The following is a 15,108-nucleotide window of genomic DNA, read 5'->3' as shown; positions in this document are numbered from 1 at the left end:
CAAACACCTTTCTAATTGACACGTTTTCCATTGTGACCGAAGGGTGTCTGGGCGTGAAGGGCAAACTTGGAGGGCGCATACCTTCCATCCATCATGCGCTCGATAAGACCCTCGAGTTCAAGCGAACCCAAGAGTTTGAGTACGCCGACAGCATCGAGCGAGACGAGCGCCGCGATGTCGTCGACCTTGAGCGGAGAGGCGATGAGCGCATGCATCACGGTCTGCTGCGTTGGATCCAGGTCGGCAATGCCGGGAGCATCGGGGCGCGAGTAGCGCAGGGTTCCGTAGATGCGTGAGATAGCCATCTCGATAGATTCCTCGTCGACGATGCAGCAGGCACCGTTCGCAATGAGGTAATTCGTGCCACGCGACTCGGGCGATAGGATCGACCCCGGCACGGCAAGAAGTTCGCGCCCCAAATCCATAGCAGCCTCGGCTGTGGAAAACGTCCCAGAAGGCATACCCGCCTCGGATACAAAGAGGGCTTGCGACAGGGCCGCGATTACGCGATTGCGGCGCGGAAAGGCGAACTTGCGCGGACCCATGCCCCACGGAGAGATCGACACGACCGCGCCACCCGTATCAAGCGTGCGCGTAATCAGCCCCGCGCTCGAACGCGGGTAGACCACGTCGGCGCCCGTCCCCAGCACCACAACGTGTTTGCCGCCGGCGTTGACCGCAGCCCAACCCGAGGCCTGGTCACAACCGACCGCACCGCCCGAAACTACCGTCACTCCCGCCTCAACCGCCACCTTCGCCGCAAGCTCTGCCACGGCAAGACCATACGGCGAGGCCTTGCGCGCGCCGATGATGGAGAGCGCGGGCGTCGAAAGCACCTCGGGGTTGCCGCGCACATAAAGCGTCTGGGGTATATCAGAAAGCTCCAAAACGGTCTCGGGATACAACGCATCGCCTGGATGCAGCTCGAAGGTTCCCTCGGCTATCATTGGTCCCTCCTTCCCTGGTACATCGCCGCCTCGAGTACGTGATCCTGCGTCACTTGCTCGCTCTCGGCGACGTCGGCGATTGTACGCGCGATACGCACCAGGCGCACGATGCCGCGGCCCGTGAGATGCGTGCGTTTGGACAGACCGAGCACACACTTCTCCGCCGCATCATCGAGCTCAAAGGTCGAAACGACGCCGTCAATGGACCGTGTCTCGTCATCCTCGGCCTCGGCATCCGCATCGTCCATACGGGACTCGCGCCAGGCGCGAAAGGCGCGACCGCGCACAACGTAGTCACGTAACTCGGCCGACGACATACCCTCCGCGCCTTCGATAATCACCTGAGGGTCGGGACGGGTCACATCGATCATCATGTCGATACGGTCGGCCAAAGGACCGCGCAGTTTAGACCGATAGCGCTCGACCATCGCCGCCGAGCAGCGACACGGTACCTCGCGATCGCCCAAAAAGCCGCAGGGGCAGGGATTGCTCGCAGCCAGCAGCTGAAAGCGCGACGGGAAGGAAAAAGCCCCGTCGACGCGTACGATCCTGACGTAGCCGCGTTCGATAGGCTGACGCAGCGTCTGCAGCACACCCGTGGGAAACTCGGCAAGCTCGTCCAAAAATAGCACGCCGCCATGAGCAAGGCTGATCTCACCCGGGTGCACCGGGCGTCCGCCGCCGATAAGGCCTGCGGTCGAAATACTGTGATGGGGACTGCGGAAGGGCCGGTGCCCCGCCAACAAGCCATCAATGTTCTCGCCCAAAACCGAATGGATGCACAGCGCCTCCTGTTGATCCTCGACGGAAAGCTCGGGCAGGATGCCGGTCATACGGCGCGCGAGCATGGTCTTACCCGATCCGGGCGAGCCGATCATGAGCAAGCCGAGCTCGCCGGCGGCCGCAAGCGCCATGCCGCGTTTAGCGACTTCCTGCCCCAGCACATCGGCATAGTCGAGTTCGGGCTCAAAGGTCGCCTCAACACCCTCGGAATCCAGATAATGACGCACGGCATCGCCCATGCCGCGAGCAAGCTGAGACAGATGGTCGATAAAGCCGCAATCAACGCCCGCAAGCGGCACATGCTGATCGGACCTGCCGGCGATAAAGGACAGCCCCATATCACGCGCCAATAGCTGAAACGCCACCTCGCCCTTGACAGGAAGCACCGTACCGTCCAAGCCAAGCTCACCAGCGATAAGACAACGATCGAGGTTGTCGCGGGGAATCTGCCCATCGGCCGCCAGCACCGCGATGGCAATCGGCAGGTCGAAGCCGCTGCCGGTTTTACGGATATCGCCAGGTGCCAGGTTGACGGTAATGCCCGACCGAGGAATCTCGAAGCCTGCCGAACGCATGGCGCACCGGATACGCCCGCGAGATTCCATCACCTCCATGCTCGGGATACCGAGCATCTGGATGCCCGGAACGCCACCGGCAAGCGAGACCTCGACCGTGACGTGAATCGCCTCGACGCCGCGGATGCAGGCCGCGTGAACGGCAAACGTCTCGAACGCCATCACGACACCTGCCAATCGAACGCGTTGTACTGATGCTCGATCTCGGCGATATGCCCGCCACGAATGGTGACACCCACGGCATCGAAGCGAATCGCCTTGAGCGGATAATGCTCCATGAGGTAGCAACTTGCGATGCGGCGGTAACGGCGTTGCTTTTGGGCGTCCACGGCCTCCTCGGGAAAGACCCGCGTGTCGCAATCCAGTGCAACGCGTCTGGTCTTGACCTCGGCCATCACCACGACATCGTCGAGCTCATCGAGCAGCACCAGATCGGCCTCGCCCTCAGTGCAACGATAACCCTGCTCCAGCAAGGTGTAGCCGCGCTCGTTAAAATAGTCGATGGTGATCAGCTCGCCCAGCATGCCCAGCTCGCGGGGACTGAGTCCCTTGATAAACTCGGGCGTCATCGCCCCGCAGTCGAGCTCGCCGTTTTCCCAACGCTCCTTGAGCTGCTGCGTCTTGCTCTTTTTGCTTGCGGCACTCATGGGGTCTCCTTTCCCGCACGCTGCATTGCCCCGATGATGAGGGCACCTTTCATGCGGGTAAGTACCGGAAGCAAACCAAAAGCTGACCAAATGCCGTCAAAAAACGGGCCGTACGCAGCAATGGTGTTGCATACGGCCCGCTACCAGCAGGTTTATAAAACCCCTGAGGTCCCTGTCTCCACAATTGACCTAGAAAAGGCGCTCAGTCTGCAGAAAGTTTCCGCAAAAGCTCACGCGGTGCAGTGGACAAAGTCCATGTTTGCGAATGGCCTCGATATGCTCGGGGCTTGCATAGCCCTTCGACTCGGCCAGATGGTACTCGGGATACTCGGCGTCGTACTCGACCATCATCTCGTCACGCGTGACCTTGGCCATGATGGACGCCGCGGCGATGCAGGCGATTTTGGCATCACCCTTCACCACATCGCGCTCGTTAGGAACGGCGCCCAAGGGGTTGCCATCCATGAGGACGCAGTCGGGTTCAAGTCCCGTATCGGCCACGGCGCCCGCAACGGCAGTACGGATAGCACGGGCCATGCCCATCTCATCGATATCCGCAGGAGCGATATGGCAAAAGCCGATGGCAGTCGCCACCTCGGCTATCTTCACCGAGAGCAGCTCGCGGCGCGCGGGCGTGAGCTTTTTGGAATCGTTGATGCCCCAGATGCGCGGCTCCATCGGAAGACACACGGCACACACGGTCAAGGGACCCGCTACCGAGCCACGGCCCACCTCGTCGACGCCCACGACCACACCATCACCGCCGAGCTCATGCATAAGCTGATACATGCCGTTGACGCGCTCGCGCTCGGCAAGCTCTTTGGCATGGCGTTTGAGGGCACGCTCGCAAGCCTTGATCACCTGCTGGCGCGGATCCTCGCGATAATGCTCCACGAGGGCAGGAATCTCCTCAAACGTAGCGCTCGCCAACTCACCGGCAACCTGCGATGCCGAAACCGAGCTCGTCATGTTGGCCATACCAGGCCCTCCTTGCATGCAAATCAGATAAAAAGAAGGGCCACCCGAAGGTGACCCTTGTGTCCAAACGAGTGGACAGACGCTGCGATCTTCTTAGCGCTTCTCGGGGATGCGAGCAGCCTTGCCCACCTTGTCGCGGAGGTAGTACAGCTTGGCGCGACGGACGCGACCATGACGAACGACCTCGAGCTTGGCGATCTTGGGGCTGTGAAGCGGGAAGGTACGCTCAACACCGACACCGAAGGACATCTTGCGGACGGTGAAGGTCTCGCGGGCACCGGCGCCGGCCATGCGGATGACGTCGCCCTGGAAGACCTGGATGCGCTCGCGGTCGCCTTCCTTAATGCGGTAGTGAACCTTGACGTTGTCGGCGACGCGAACCTGAGGAATGTCCTCGCGGATCTGCTGACGCTCGATTGCGCGGATGTAATCCATGTGCAATTCCTTACTCTTCTAGAGGTGCCGTACCACCTTGGCCGGCACGTAGTTGAACAAACGTATTCGAGTATACACGCGCGGGTTTCTGCTGCAAGAACATTTTTTTACGCAGACAAAAAGACAAAACCCGCACATGATAACCGCCCGTCTCACAATGAGACGGGCGGCATGAAGGGGGCTACGCTAGGCGTCTAAACCCAAAACGTTAGGCGGAACGCTTGGCCTCGAGCTTGGCCTGGGCGGCAGCCAGGCGCGCGAGGGGCACGCGATAGGGCGAGCAGGACACGTAGTCCACGTCGGCCACGTTAAACAGGCCCTTGATGGACTTGGGGTCGCCGCCGTGCTCGCCGCACACGCCAAAGTGCATATCGGGATTGGTGGCGCGGCCCTTCTCGACGGCCAAGCGCACGAGCTCCAGCACCGCCGTGTCGATGGTCTCGAAGGGGTTGTCCTTCAGGATCTTCTTGTGCAGGTACAGCGGGATGAACTTGGCCTCGGCGTCATCGCGCGAGAAGCCAAAGGTCGTCTGGGTGAGGTCGTTGGTGCCAAAGCAGAAGAAGTCGGCATGATGGGCGATCTCGTCAGCGACCATGCAGGCACGCGGCAGCTCGAGCATCGTGCCCACGGGAATATTGAGCTCGACGCCTTCCTCGGCGGAAACCTCGGCGATCACGCGCTCGATAACCTCGCGGGTCTGGACATGCTCGGCCGTAATGGAAACGAGCGGAACCATGATCTCGGGGCGCGGCTCGACACCCTCCTTGATAAGGCGGGCAGCAGCCGTGGCGACGGCGCGAACCTGCATGAGCGGCAGATCGCCAAAGACGACGGACAGGCGCACGCCGCGCAAGCCCAGCATGGGGTTGGACTCGACCATGCCGTCAATGCGACGCAGGCGGGCGCGCAGGGCAGTGAGCTCCTCCTCGGGAGCGCCGGCGGCCTCCTTCTTGGTGATGGCGACCTCGAGCTCGCGAGGATTATCCAGGAACTCATGAAGCGGCGGATCGAGCAGGCGGACGACCACATCGCGACCGGACATGGTCTTGAACATCGCCAGGAAGTCCTCGGTCTGAACCTTGAGCAGGTCGGCCAGGGCCTGCTGCTTCACGGCCTCATCGTCAGACAGGATAAAGCTCTGGATGATGTTCTTGCGGTCGCCCAGGAACATATGCTCGGTGCGGCACAGGCCGATGGCTTCGGCGCCAAACTCGAGCGCGAGTGCAGCATCCTCAGGATTGTCGGCGTTGACGCGCACGTGGCTGGCGTGACCGTCGGTCTCGTCCAAACGGATCTCGTCGGCCCAAGACAGGATGGTGTCCAGGTCGCCGGTGAGCTCTGCAGAGACCAGGTCGACCGCGCCGTCGACGACGATACCCTGGGTGCCGTCGATGGAGATGACATCGCCCTCGCGCAGCACGCGGTCGCTGCCCTCGATGCGCACGACCTTCTCTGCCGCGTCAATGTGGAAGCGCTCAACGCCGCAAACGCAGGGCGTACCCATGCCGCGGGCGATAACGGCGGCATGGCTCGTCTTGCCGCCATGGCTGGTCAGGATGCCCTCGGCGGCGACCATGCCCTTCAGGTCGTCGGGGTTGGTCTCCCAGCGGACCAGAATGACCTTGTGGCCCTCGGCGGAACGCGCGACGGCGTCATCACTCGAGAACACGACCTCGCCCACGGCGGCACCAGGGCTGGCGTTAAGGCCGCTGGCCAGGGCCTCGTACTTCTTGGAGGCGTCGAACTGCGGGTGCAGGAGCTGGTCGAGCTGCGCGGGATCGATGCGGCTCACAGCCTCCTCGCGGGTGATCAGGCCCTCCTCGACCATTTCGATAGCAATGCGCAGGGCGGCAGTGGCGGTGCGCTTGCCCACGCGGGTCTGGAGCATCCAGAGCTTGCCCTGCTCGATGGTGAACTCGATATCGCACATATCGCGGTAATGATCCTCGAGCGCCAGGAACACGCGCTCGAGCTCCTCGCCTGCGGACTCGAGGCCCGAGGTGGTCTTGAGGTCGGCGATGGGCTCGGTGTTTCGGATGCCGGCGACGACGTCCTCGCCCTGGGCATTCACCAAAAAGTCGCCATAGAACTCCTTGGTGCCGTCGGCCGGGTTGCGCGTAAAGGCGACGCCGGTCGCAGAGGTCTCGCCCTTGTTGCCAAAGGCCATGGCCTGGACGTTGACGGCGGTGCCGAGCTCGTCGGAAATGCCGTGCTGCTTGCGGTAGATGCAGGCGCGCTCGTTCATCCAGCTGCCAAAGACGGCCTGGATGGCAAGGCGCAGCTGGAGCTCCGGATCGTGCGGGAAAACGGGCTTACCGTCGGCGACCTCGAGCTCGGGATACAGGGTCGCCTCGACGTTCTCGGAGAAGATGCCCTTAAAGGTCTCGACGAGCTCCTGCAGGTCCTCGGCCGAAAGCTCGGAATCGACACGAACGCCGGCGACCAGGCGGGCCTGGGTCAGGGCGTTCTCGAACAGGTCGGCGTCGACGCCCATGACGACGTTGGAGAACATCTGGATAAAGCGACGATAGCTGTCCCAGGCAAAGCGCGGGTTTTGCGTCTGGGCGATAAGGCCCTGAACGGAGTCGTCGTTGAGGCCCAGGTTGAGGACCGTGTCCATCATGCCGGGCATAGAGAACGGAGCGCCCGAGCGCACCGACACGAGCAGCGGATCGGAGGCGTCGCCGAGCTTCTTGCCGCAACGGGTCTCAAGATCTGCCTCGGCGGCAACGATCTCATCGAGTGCGCCTTCGGGCCAGACGTTGCCGGCACCAGAGTACTCAACGCAGGTCTGGCAGGTAATGGTAAAGCCACCGGGAACCGGCAGGCCAATGCGGCTCATTTCGGCAAGGTTAGCGCCTTTGCCGCCAAGCACGAAGTTCATGGACTTGTCGCCCTCGGTGACACAAGTGCCCTGGGCATCGGTTCCAAAACGGTAAACCCTCTTGCAATCGCTCACGATACTTCCCCTTCCATGCGCTCTCGCGCACGACCGTGGTAACGAATCGACCCGCCGGATGCGGGCCGTGAGGGAACTATACGGCGGGATTTGAACGGGCTTAAGCAGAGGATACGCGGTTTGGTAAACGTGCTAAAACTAGCGGTAAACGGTAGGTAAAGGTGGTTACCTTATGAAGATACCAGTACAACGTAGTCGCAGGTCAAAAGCGGTATAAACTGCTAAAACGCTTTAGCAAAAAGCTGTAATTATTGGAATGGAATCTCTTAAACTACGCAATAGCCAAGAAAGACAAAATCTATCAGAAGTATTTGTCCCAGGGATTTTGGTCAGAGTAGCTAATTTGGGACGGGGCTATTTTAGCCACCCCGGCAGATAGCGCGAATGCTTTGGCGGAGTAACGGCCGGGGTAGCTAAAAAAGCCCCATTACAGTTTGAGTCGTCCGAAAGGGCGGCTCCTTACTAGTTCTGGTAATACGATTGAGCCGTACCGATGGTCGCTGGCCGACCGCGACCGCGACGCGGCCTCCACCCGAGACCCCCATCTCGACACATAGCCCGTCATCCGACGAAAGCGCGCAGGTCGTCCTGTATAGGCGCATGGTGTCCCCCTCCGCCGCAAGAGGGAAACGAAAAAGCCCCTCTTTGCCACTACGGACAAAAGGGGCCTCCCAGGGGAAACGTGTTACAAAGCCTTCTTTGCAGGACGATGAAGATCAGAAACCCAACGTCGTACGCGTAGGGACTTACCCAACACCCACGCCATTTCGATCTTCTGGGCCTTCAACGCCACGTCCCGATAAGCATCCGGGCATCGGAATGACCTCGTCGCAAGCCGCAAGCATCTCTTCGTCATGAGTGACAACAATTACAATATGGTCTCTCTTAACCTCATGAAGCAATTTAATTAGCGCGCTCCGGCTCTTCGCATCAAGCGCTGAAGTTGACTCAAGAAACAACATGACGTCCGGCGATTTCAACATCTGCCGCACAATTGCGATGTTCTGCTTCTCCCCGCCGGACACCCCTCCTTTCTTGCTGCCAAGCATCGCTGCCGCCCCGTTCTCCGCAGCGGCAATCATTTTGTCTAACCCCAATATGGCAAGCATCCGATTCAGTTTGTCGGCCTCGAAATCATCAGAAAGCAGCGTAAGATTATCGAGGATCGTCCCCCCAACAATAGGGGGCTCTTGCTCCGTAATGCCAACTCGGCACCGCCGCAATGCGTATCGGTCGATGCGACGCTGTGATACCCCGTTGTAGAGGACGGCCCCTTCCGTGTTATCTGGATATAGACCCAATATCACTGACAGCAGCGAGCTCTTCCCCGAGCCATTTCTTCTTGCTTACTGTTTTTCTTATATTGTAACGATTTTCGATAAGAGGAAAGATTACTCCATGACGCGCAAGCCCGAACTCTAAGCGTTTCCCATCAGCATTGCCCATTTTTCGGATCGAAATCCAAATCCAGCTTCCTATCGCATGCTGAAATCAAATCCTGATCATGGCTTACAACAAGAATTAGCTGATCGAAGGGATTTCGATGAATATACTCCGTGAACTCCCGACGGCTTTCTTCATCTAAATCGTTCGTTGGTTCATCGAACACAAGCACTTCCGGCTGCCTGCGAAGTGCTGCGAATATCCTTAGCTTTCGATACTCTCCACCAGAAAGGTCTCTACAATTCTTGCCTTTTAACGATTCGACGGTTCGATAGAAACTCGGCACAAGCTCTCGGAGGTTTTCGCTCGATCCCCGAATCGACGTCCTCTCAAGGTAATTCTCCACCGTTTCGTTCGGAATAAAGAGCTTTTGCGGGCACACCGCAAACAGGTCCCGTCGGATCGTCTCCATATCGAGCTCTTCATATGGCACCGACCCCAAAGCCCGATGTCCCCCAGCAGAATATAGTCCAAGGAGCACCTTCAGAAACGTGCTTTTTCCGCATCCGTTCGGCCCGGTAATGGCATAGGTTTTTCCTTCCTCCACCTCCACGGAGAGGTCGCGGTATAAGTAGGGCTTTCCCGCGTATCGGTACGCGATGTTGGACAACGATATGCTCTCCACGTGCCCAACCGTGAAGGTGCCGCGGTCCTCGGCGTCCTCCGTCAGAGCCCCCAATCGGTCGAACGAGGCCCTTGCGTCCTGATACGATTTGAAATAATTCAAAAAATACTTGAAGCATCCGAACGCCATCGAGTAATACGAGTTCACCATTGTGAACTCGCCTAAGCTCATTCTTCCGCTCAATATTTCCATCCCGGAGATCACGAGCAGTGCCCCCCGAAACACAGACGAGATCAGGCCGTCGCTTGATGTGGCCAGATTCGAGACCCTACTTGCTTTCATGTAAATCGGGTAGTACCCCTCGAATACCCCTTTGAGCGTCCGAGCGCTCTGGTTATATGCGCCATCGCACTTAATGTCAAACAACTGCGACAGCTCGCCGCTCACGGACGCGAAAAGCTTACTCAAACCCTCCTTGTTCGCAAGCGAACTGTTGTACAACGGCTTTTTCAACGCCCTGAATAAAATGAAGTACGCAACAAGCGAACATGCACTTAACACCAGGAACACCGGATTAATCGAAAACAGGATGATGCATATCAACACAACCAGAACGATGTTAAGCCCGATCGTCAGGAAGTTGTTCACGACAAACGATGACACCGCATTCGAATCCGCATACACCCTCTGCGTTGTATAGGATGGATCCGCCTGCTCCCCCTTTTCCAGGGGCCCCCGTTCAAACGACTCACACGTGGTCCCCATCAGTCTCGTCGTCATCTCCAAGATGACGCGCGATACGTTCACACCCATCGCATACGACATGAAGGAGGCCGATATCCCTATGCCCGCAACAAAGGCCGCAAACCACACGACGCGAGATGGATCCCTATTCGTCACGAGAAAGTCTACAAACCCACCGTTTAAGGCGGGCATGACGCACGAGAGAGCAAAATTCACCAGCATGAGAATCACGAAAAGCCGTGACCCTTTACACCGAAACAACTCGTGAACCGTCTTCTTAAACATGCCAGCTCCCATCAAGCGGCCTTTTATCCAAAACTGAATTTGCTCGCCGCTTAATCGCTCCCATATATCCCTTGTTGTTAATCCTTGCTCAAGACATTATCTCGGGTTGCGGTGCCCAGGATTCCATTTCACCTTTATATACATACGAATAAGCCCCCTATTTGCATAGGCAAGCGCGGCGATTATAACAGCAGCCACCATCAGACCGAGAATAGCCCTTTTGTCCGGAAAAAGGGACGAGAGAAAAAGGCATATTGCGGAGAAAACTATAGACGCCCCCACCACTCGGTTTGCGCCTAGAGACTCGGCCGTCCGCTTTGCCTCCTCTAAACGCTCTCCCGATAGCAATGACATTCCGGCAAGCAATCCCGTGAGCTTGCCTCGATATATCATTATTCCGAACAACAGCAGCAGGCATGACCCCACCATTGAAACCACAACGTCCGACATCGCCATCACTCCAGTCCACTCCTTCAATACCAGCCCTATCGACAAACATCAAAACTTTTTTTAACCTAATATTGTATATCGATATAAATATATTCTTTTATATATCGTTTCGATTTGTGATATTTTATCGAACGAGTTGCTATTCGAGGAAGATAGGCCACAACCAAAGGAGATCAATGGAATCCGTGAATGTTTGGAGCGCGCAAATCTCATCATTGCCTGGAGTCATCCCTATCCCCCTCGACCCAAGCTACCTTCGCAGTGAACCAAATAACCGCCTGAGCGTCCTAAGCTCAGATGGGAAACAAATCTATACGATCCTCAACAGGGTCGCTAAAGAGATTCTTGACTTATGCGACGGCACCTGCGATTTGCCCAAAATTCTCCGTCTGTTCCAAGAAAAATACCCAGATCAACCGCGCGAGACGCTAGCGCATGACCTGGCCCAAACCCTGCATAGCCTGACCGTAAACTGTCTTATCGTTTGGAAGAAAGAAGGGAGATATATGAACGACCCTTTCGGCTCCGATTACCTAACATCGGTGAATCCCGACGAGCTGCTTATTCTCGCGGACGCGAGCAGGTTTGCTGAAATCGAAGAGGCGGCTGCAAAATCCCTCTCTGCAAAACAGTCCAAAAATGGCAATAGGATCTATTTCTCTGAGTTCGACGTTGAGCCCGAATTGGAGAACTTTCTGGTTCTTCGCCAAAGGCTCTTTTCCTTTACCCATGATTATTTTCTACTCACGAGCCAGTCCGGAGAAATTAATGGATTGATAATATGCGAGCCGGCCACTAATCCCGCCGGCCGCAGCGTCATCATCAAATTTATCTCATGCAGCTCCACGCTGCTTGCCGGTGTGCTCGACCGCCTTGCGGAATACTACGGATCTTCCGCTCCCAAAGCCTACCGCGCGCTCAGAATTGACGCGCCTGATTCCACCCCAATCGCCGAACAACTTGACCATTCCGACCAGCGCCTTGGCTTTTCCTTAGTCGGCACCCTGCCCAATGAGCTCGACTCGGGCGACGTCAAGCTGTTTGTTCGCCCGCTCGATAAGAAGCAATAATGAGCATGCCGGCAATAATCGGAGCGCCCCACAGCGTTGCGCTCGACATTACAAACAAATGCAACCTTCGTTGTCTACACTGCTTCAACAACAGTGGAGAAAACGATGTCGTCGCGAACGAATTATCCGACAACGAAGTCCTCGAACTCGTCGACTCGATTTGTCAAATGCACCCCTTTAGCTTCTGCTTCTGCGGAGGCGAGACCCTCCTGCGAAAGGATCTTGTCATCGAGTCCTTGCGGCGGCTCAGCGCATCTGGCGTCAAATGCAACCTCGTGTCAAACGGTCTGCTCGCAAACTCAAATACTTTGCATGAGCTCGAACGCGCCGGTTTAAACGGCATACAGTTTAGCCTCGATGGCCTACGCGATTCTCACGAACATATGCGAGGACTCTCGGGATTATACGACCGGGTGCTCGACGCCATCGATATCACGCTGAACGAAACCTCACTGCACCTTTCAATTGCCTTTTGTCCGACATCGTTCAATGTCGACGATTTCAAACCAGTTTGCACGATGCTTCGAGACAAGCTGAAATCGTCGGGTAGAACTGACCGAATTGACCTTAGAGTTCAGCCGCTCATGCTCCTCGGTAGAGCCCGAAGAAACCGCACGATTCGCCCTTCGAATAATCAATACCGTCGGCTAGTCAACACGATCAATGACCTTCGATACGATCCGGACTATCGAGGCTATTTCATGCTTGAGTGGGGCGACCCCATCGACCACTTGGTCAGATTCCCTCAACTGCAAATGCAATTTGACCAAGTGGCCATCCACGCCAATGGCGATATCGTCGCATCCCCCTATATACCTCTCATCATCGGAAACGTTCGCAAACACAGCCTTCAGGAATACTACGATGCCGGAATGGCAACTGTTTGGGATAAGCCCGTTGTTACCGCGTTGGCCAATCGTATGCACTCGATTGACGAGATGGAAGAGATCTCATCGTTGATTGCAGACATCAATATGGACGGCGACCTCTATATCGACCTGATCGACGATGATCTAGGCGACCTGAGCGTCCTGTCACAATTCTAAGGAGATGTTCCCATGTATGAGACCCCAGAAGTAGAGAAGATGGATTCCAAAACCGGCCCCGTTCCCGTTGTGGTCAACTTTGCAGCCGTCGTGGATAACGTAGTCGCAGCCGTCTATGATGCCGTCGTTGCGGCCTACGCATTCTGGTACTCGGCAGACAACGACGGCACCGGGACGAGTGCAGCACAGAACTAGTCGCCGGCTCATCGAGCAATCGCCTCGCCTATCACTGCATGCGATTGACTGCGCAGCCCCAGCCAACGCCCAAAGCGCCTTGAAGAGCTGCTTGTAACATTCGTTCATTCAACAGCGAGATCTCTTCACCATTCTCGGCCGGCCCGACAGATCGACACATCAGTCGGGCCGGCCAGACTTATACAACGCGGCGACTCCGCTCACGCCACGCCCCCCCCGAAACTCACGCTGTCATCACACGGGCAATCAACAGTGAATCCTGTTATGCGACATGGGCAAACGGCCACGTGCGCGATTAAAACGAATTCACTTAACAGACTTCAAGAATGCTTTAGCACCGCAGGATGGCCATACGCGGAGCGCGGCACGCATAAGCCAAAAGCGGCATTAAAAGCCATCCCCTTCCCTGCTGAATGCGCGTCCTAGCCCATCAACCGGTCGGACCATCGCGAAGATGATCCGTGCTTCCATACTGCAATGCGATATCAAGCATCACGAATAGTCCCCGCCCAACGGGGTTCTCCCCTCCGCAGGCGTTTCGGAACCCGCCCCCATCCCAAATTCCCACGCAGCGGCCGCGTTCACCGCCGCCGCGGGGGCCCTAGCTCCCCCGCGGCGCGGGCACGGGCGGCGAGGTCGGATGTGAAAGCCGGACCGCAGAGGTATCGAGCGCACGCGGCCAGGGCCTCGAGGGCGCCTGGCGGGTAGGGAGATCCGAGCATGAGGCAGGACAACGCGCAGGCCCGCAAAAGGTTCACGAGCTCCCCCGCGACGCGGCAGACCCTCGGCTGCCCCTCGTAAAGGATGCAGAAGACACGGTCGAGGTCCGACGGTTCGACCAGGCTGTACCGGCAGTCCGCGTACAGTGCGCAGCCCCTCCCGCGCGGGTCGCCGTCCGAGTCCTCATCCGGCTCATGATGGCGCACCTCGACCCAAAGGCCCTCCAACACGTCGTCGAACCCGAAATCGAGCTCCGCCTGGACGCTCTCGCCGAGCGCATCGCCCAGGGCGAGCTCCGGCACCTTCGTCACACGGCCGTCCAGCCACTCAATCTCTGTCATCGCGCGCATGGTGCAAGCCCCTTCCGACACGGGATTGTCAGCTCAACCCGACCCTTACCCATACGGACGAACATAACTCGCCAGGGGGAAGCCCCTGAAGGCCGTGCGCCACAACATGAGGCCGAATCCGCCCCCCGCTGGACAGGCCAACAACGAAGGAGCACACGGAACCGGCGCGGCGTTACAACCGTCCCGGCAAGCGTGTCACTTGGCCAAGTCATGATGCCGACAAACCCGGAAATGCTCCAACGGAGCGCCGAACGAGCGTAACAATATAAAGCCGTGCAACACGTGTTGGACGACCGGAACATCCCAAACAAAGGCCTGTAGGTCCCACCTTCAAGCCCAATAGCAAAATGTGCATCAGCGGATTTGCAGCGATACAAGTCTCAACCGTCACCATCACACCGCAGCGCGCCTAGTCCCACTCATCCTACTGCAAATGTCCCAGAACGAGAAAACGACCAGCTTAACATGCCAACCTTTATATCCGCACGCGCGTAATTCAACTCATAAGGACCGGCTATCCCTTACCTGTGACACAATCTCAAACGCACAGAACAGAATCATCAGTCCAATCATCGTATAAGAGGCAGCCGGACCTTCAAGCACTATTCCACAAAGAACAATCTCCGCGCAGCCAATAAGAACTGTTATCAGGCGCTCTGCCTTTTTGCTCTCGCCGCTCGCATAAAAAGGCGGCAAAGCGCACAAGATCACATATAGCCCGGGAAGGGAATACAGGATTGATAGTCCAAGTCCCCCATCAACCGCAGTGCTTTGCGTAAGAATCAACTGAACCCAAACGGCAATTATCACTGAGCAGGTTGTCGATAAAAGAAGACTAGAAATATAGCACGCAACAAAGTCCCGTCGCATTCGAGCAGAGAAATCCGCGAACTCTCTTCGCCGCGTGGAAACAATA

The 15,108-nt window shown here is 57.4% G+C and carries 12 protein-coding genes and 1 pseudogene; 3 read left to right on the top strand and 10 right to left on the bottom strand.

The annotated features are described in order from the left end of the window. Nucleotides 1-11: 11 nt before the first annotated feature. The 9 genes and pseudogenes from PGW49_RS01210 to PGW49_RS01170 all read right to left on the bottom strand — a co-directional run bounded on the left by PGW49_RS01210 (nucleotide 12) and on the right by PGW49_RS01170 (nucleotide 10,817). Nucleotides 12-947, bottom strand: coding sequence for a DNA-processing protein DprA (locus PGW49_RS01210; RefSeq protein ID WP_270225126.1), 936 nt, complete (start codon nucleotides 945-947; stop codon nucleotides 12-14). Further along, nucleotides 944-2,467 carry a YifB family Mg chelatase-like AAA ATPase gene (locus PGW49_RS01205; protein ID WP_270225125.1) on the bottom strand — a complete coding sequence of 508 codons (1,524 nt, stop codon included), beginning with the start codon at nucleotides 2,465-2,467 and terminating at the stop codon, nucleotides 944-946. Before PGW49_RS01205 ends, PGW49_RS01210 begins: the two co-directional genes overlap by 4 nt. Beyond that, the gene (locus tag PGW49_RS01200; RefSeq protein WP_148331473.1) at nucleotides 2,467-2,952 is read right to left on the bottom strand and encodes a YraN family protein; all 486 of its coding nucleotides are present in this window, start codon (nucleotides 2,950-2,952) and stop codon (nucleotides 2,467-2,469) included. The genes PGW49_RS01205 and PGW49_RS01200 overlap by 1 nt, the downstream gene beginning before the upstream one ends. A 189-nt stretch (nucleotides 2,953-3,141) precedes the next feature. Beyond that, nucleotides 3,142-3,930 carry a ribonuclease HII gene (locus tag PGW49_RS01195; RefSeq protein WP_118238098.1) on the bottom strand — a complete coding sequence of 263 codons (789 nt, stop codon included), beginning with the start codon at nucleotides 3,928-3,930 and terminating at the stop codon, nucleotides 3,142-3,144. 93 nt (nucleotides 3,931-4,023) lie between these two features. Next, entirely contained in the window at nucleotides 4,024-4,365 is a 342-nt protein-coding gene (gene rplS / locus PGW49_RS01190; RefSeq protein ID WP_006236098.1) for a 50S ribosomal protein L19, read from the bottom strand. Nucleotides 4,366-4,573: 208 nt separating this feature from the next. Next, the gene (gene ppdK, locus PGW49_RS01185; protein WP_270225122.1) at nucleotides 4,574-7,324 is read right to left on the bottom strand and encodes a pyruvate, phosphate dikinase; all 2,751 of its coding nucleotides are present in this window, start codon (nucleotides 7,322-7,324) and stop codon (nucleotides 4,574-4,576) included. Between the two features lie 746 nt (nucleotides 7,325-8,070). Beyond that, nucleotides 8,071-8,652, bottom strand: a pseudogene (locus PGW49_RS01180) (ATP-binding cassette domain-containing protein); the annotation flags it as partial. Nucleotides 8,653-8,756: 104 nt separating this feature from the next. After that, nucleotides 8,757-10,361, bottom strand: coding sequence for an ATP-binding cassette domain-containing protein (locus tag PGW49_RS01175; RefSeq protein WP_270225120.1), 1,605 nt, complete (start codon nucleotides 10,359-10,361; stop codon nucleotides 8,757-8,759). Between the two features lie 96 nt (nucleotides 10,362-10,457). Beyond that, nucleotides 10,458-10,817 carry a hypothetical protein gene (locus PGW49_RS01170; RefSeq protein ID WP_195233565.1) on the bottom strand — a complete coding sequence of 120 codons (360 nt, stop codon included), beginning with the start codon at nucleotides 10,815-10,817 and terminating at the stop codon, nucleotides 10,458-10,460. Nucleotides 10,818-10,987: 170 nt separating this feature from the next. On the opposite strand from PGW49_RS01170, the gene PGW49_RS01165 reads away from it, so the two are divergent. From PGW49_RS01165 to PGW49_RS01155, 3 genes are read left to right on the top strand one after another with little or no spacing between them, the layout of a single operon-like run. Continuing rightward, nucleotides 10,988-11,881 (top strand): PqqD family protein, encoded by an 894-nt coding sequence (locus tag PGW49_RS01165; protein WP_270225118.1) that lies wholly within the window; start codon nucleotides 10,988-10,990, stop codon nucleotides 11,879-11,881. Then, entirely contained in the window at nucleotides 11,881-12,927 is a 1,047-nt protein-coding gene (locus PGW49_RS01160) for a radical SAM/SPASM domain-containing protein (RefSeq protein ID WP_195233561.1), read from the top strand. The genes PGW49_RS01165 and PGW49_RS01160 overlap by 1 nt, the downstream gene beginning before the upstream one ends. 12 nt (nucleotides 12,928-12,939) lie before the next feature. Then, nucleotides 12,940-13,122, top strand: coding sequence for a hypothetical protein (locus tag PGW49_RS01155; RefSeq protein ID WP_195233559.1), 183 nt, complete (start codon nucleotides 12,940-12,942; stop codon nucleotides 13,120-13,122). 581 nt (nucleotides 13,123-13,703) lie between these two features. Here PGW49_RS01155 and PGW49_RS01150 read toward each other — a convergent pair. Next, the gene (locus tag PGW49_RS01150) at nucleotides 13,704-14,192 is read right to left on the bottom strand and encodes a hypothetical protein (protein WP_270225115.1); all 489 of its coding nucleotides are present in this window, start codon (nucleotides 14,190-14,192) and stop codon (nucleotides 13,704-13,706) included. Nucleotides 14,193-15,108: the final 916 nt, after the last annotated feature.

This window comes from Collinsella aerofaciens, from assembly GCF_027679495.1.
Taxonomy (GTDB): domain Bacteria; phylum Actinomycetota; class Coriobacteriia; order Coriobacteriales; family Coriobacteriaceae; genus Collinsella; species Collinsella aerofaciens_AK.
This window is presented reverse-complemented; position numbering and strand designations above follow the sequence as displayed.

Excerpts from the sequence above, each read along its gene's own strand:
- PGW49_RS01195 (WP_118238098.1), bottom strand. The coding sequence starts at position 3,930 with ATGGCCAACATGACGAGCTCGGTTTCGGCATCGCAGGTTGCCGGTGAG.
- PGW49_RS01160 (WP_195233561.1), top strand. The coding sequence starts at position 11,881 with ATGAGCATGCCGGCAATAATCGGAGCGCCCCACAGCGTTGCGCTCGAC.
- PGW49_RS01170 (WP_195233565.1), bottom strand. The coding sequence starts at position 10,817 with ATGGCGATGTCGGACGTTGTGGTTTCAATGGTGGGGTCATGCCTGCTG.
- PGW49_RS01150 (WP_270225115.1), bottom strand. The coding sequence starts at position 14,192 with ATGCGCGCGATGACAGAGATTGAGTGGCTGGACGGCCGTGTGACGAAG.
- PGW49_RS01155 (WP_195233559.1), top strand. The coding sequence starts at position 12,940 with ATGTATGAGACCCCAGAAGTAGAGAAGATGGATTCCAAAACCGGCCCC.
- rplS (WP_006236098.1), bottom strand. The coding sequence starts at position 4,365 with ATGGATTACATCCGCGCAATCGAGCGTCAGCAGATCCGCGAGGACATT.
- PGW49_RS01205 (WP_270225125.1), bottom strand. The coding sequence starts at position 2,467 with ATGGCGTTCGAGACGTTTGCCGTTCACGCGGCCTGCATCCGCGGCGTC.
- PGW49_RS01200 (WP_148331473.1), bottom strand. The coding sequence starts at position 2,952 with ATGAGTGCCGCAAGCAAAAAGAGCAAGACGCAGCAGCTCAAGGAGCGT.
- PGW49_RS01210 (WP_270225126.1), bottom strand. The coding sequence starts at position 947 with ATGATAGCCGAGGGAACCTTCGAGCTGCATCCAGGCGATGCGTTGTAT.
- PGW49_RS01165 (WP_270225118.1), top strand. The coding sequence starts at position 10,988 with ATGGAATCCGTGAATGTTTGGAGCGCGCAAATCTCATCATTGCCTGGA.
- PGW49_RS01175 (WP_270225120.1), bottom strand. The coding sequence starts at position 10,361 with ATGTTTAAGAAGACGGTTCACGAGTTGTTTCGGTGTAAAGGGTCACGG.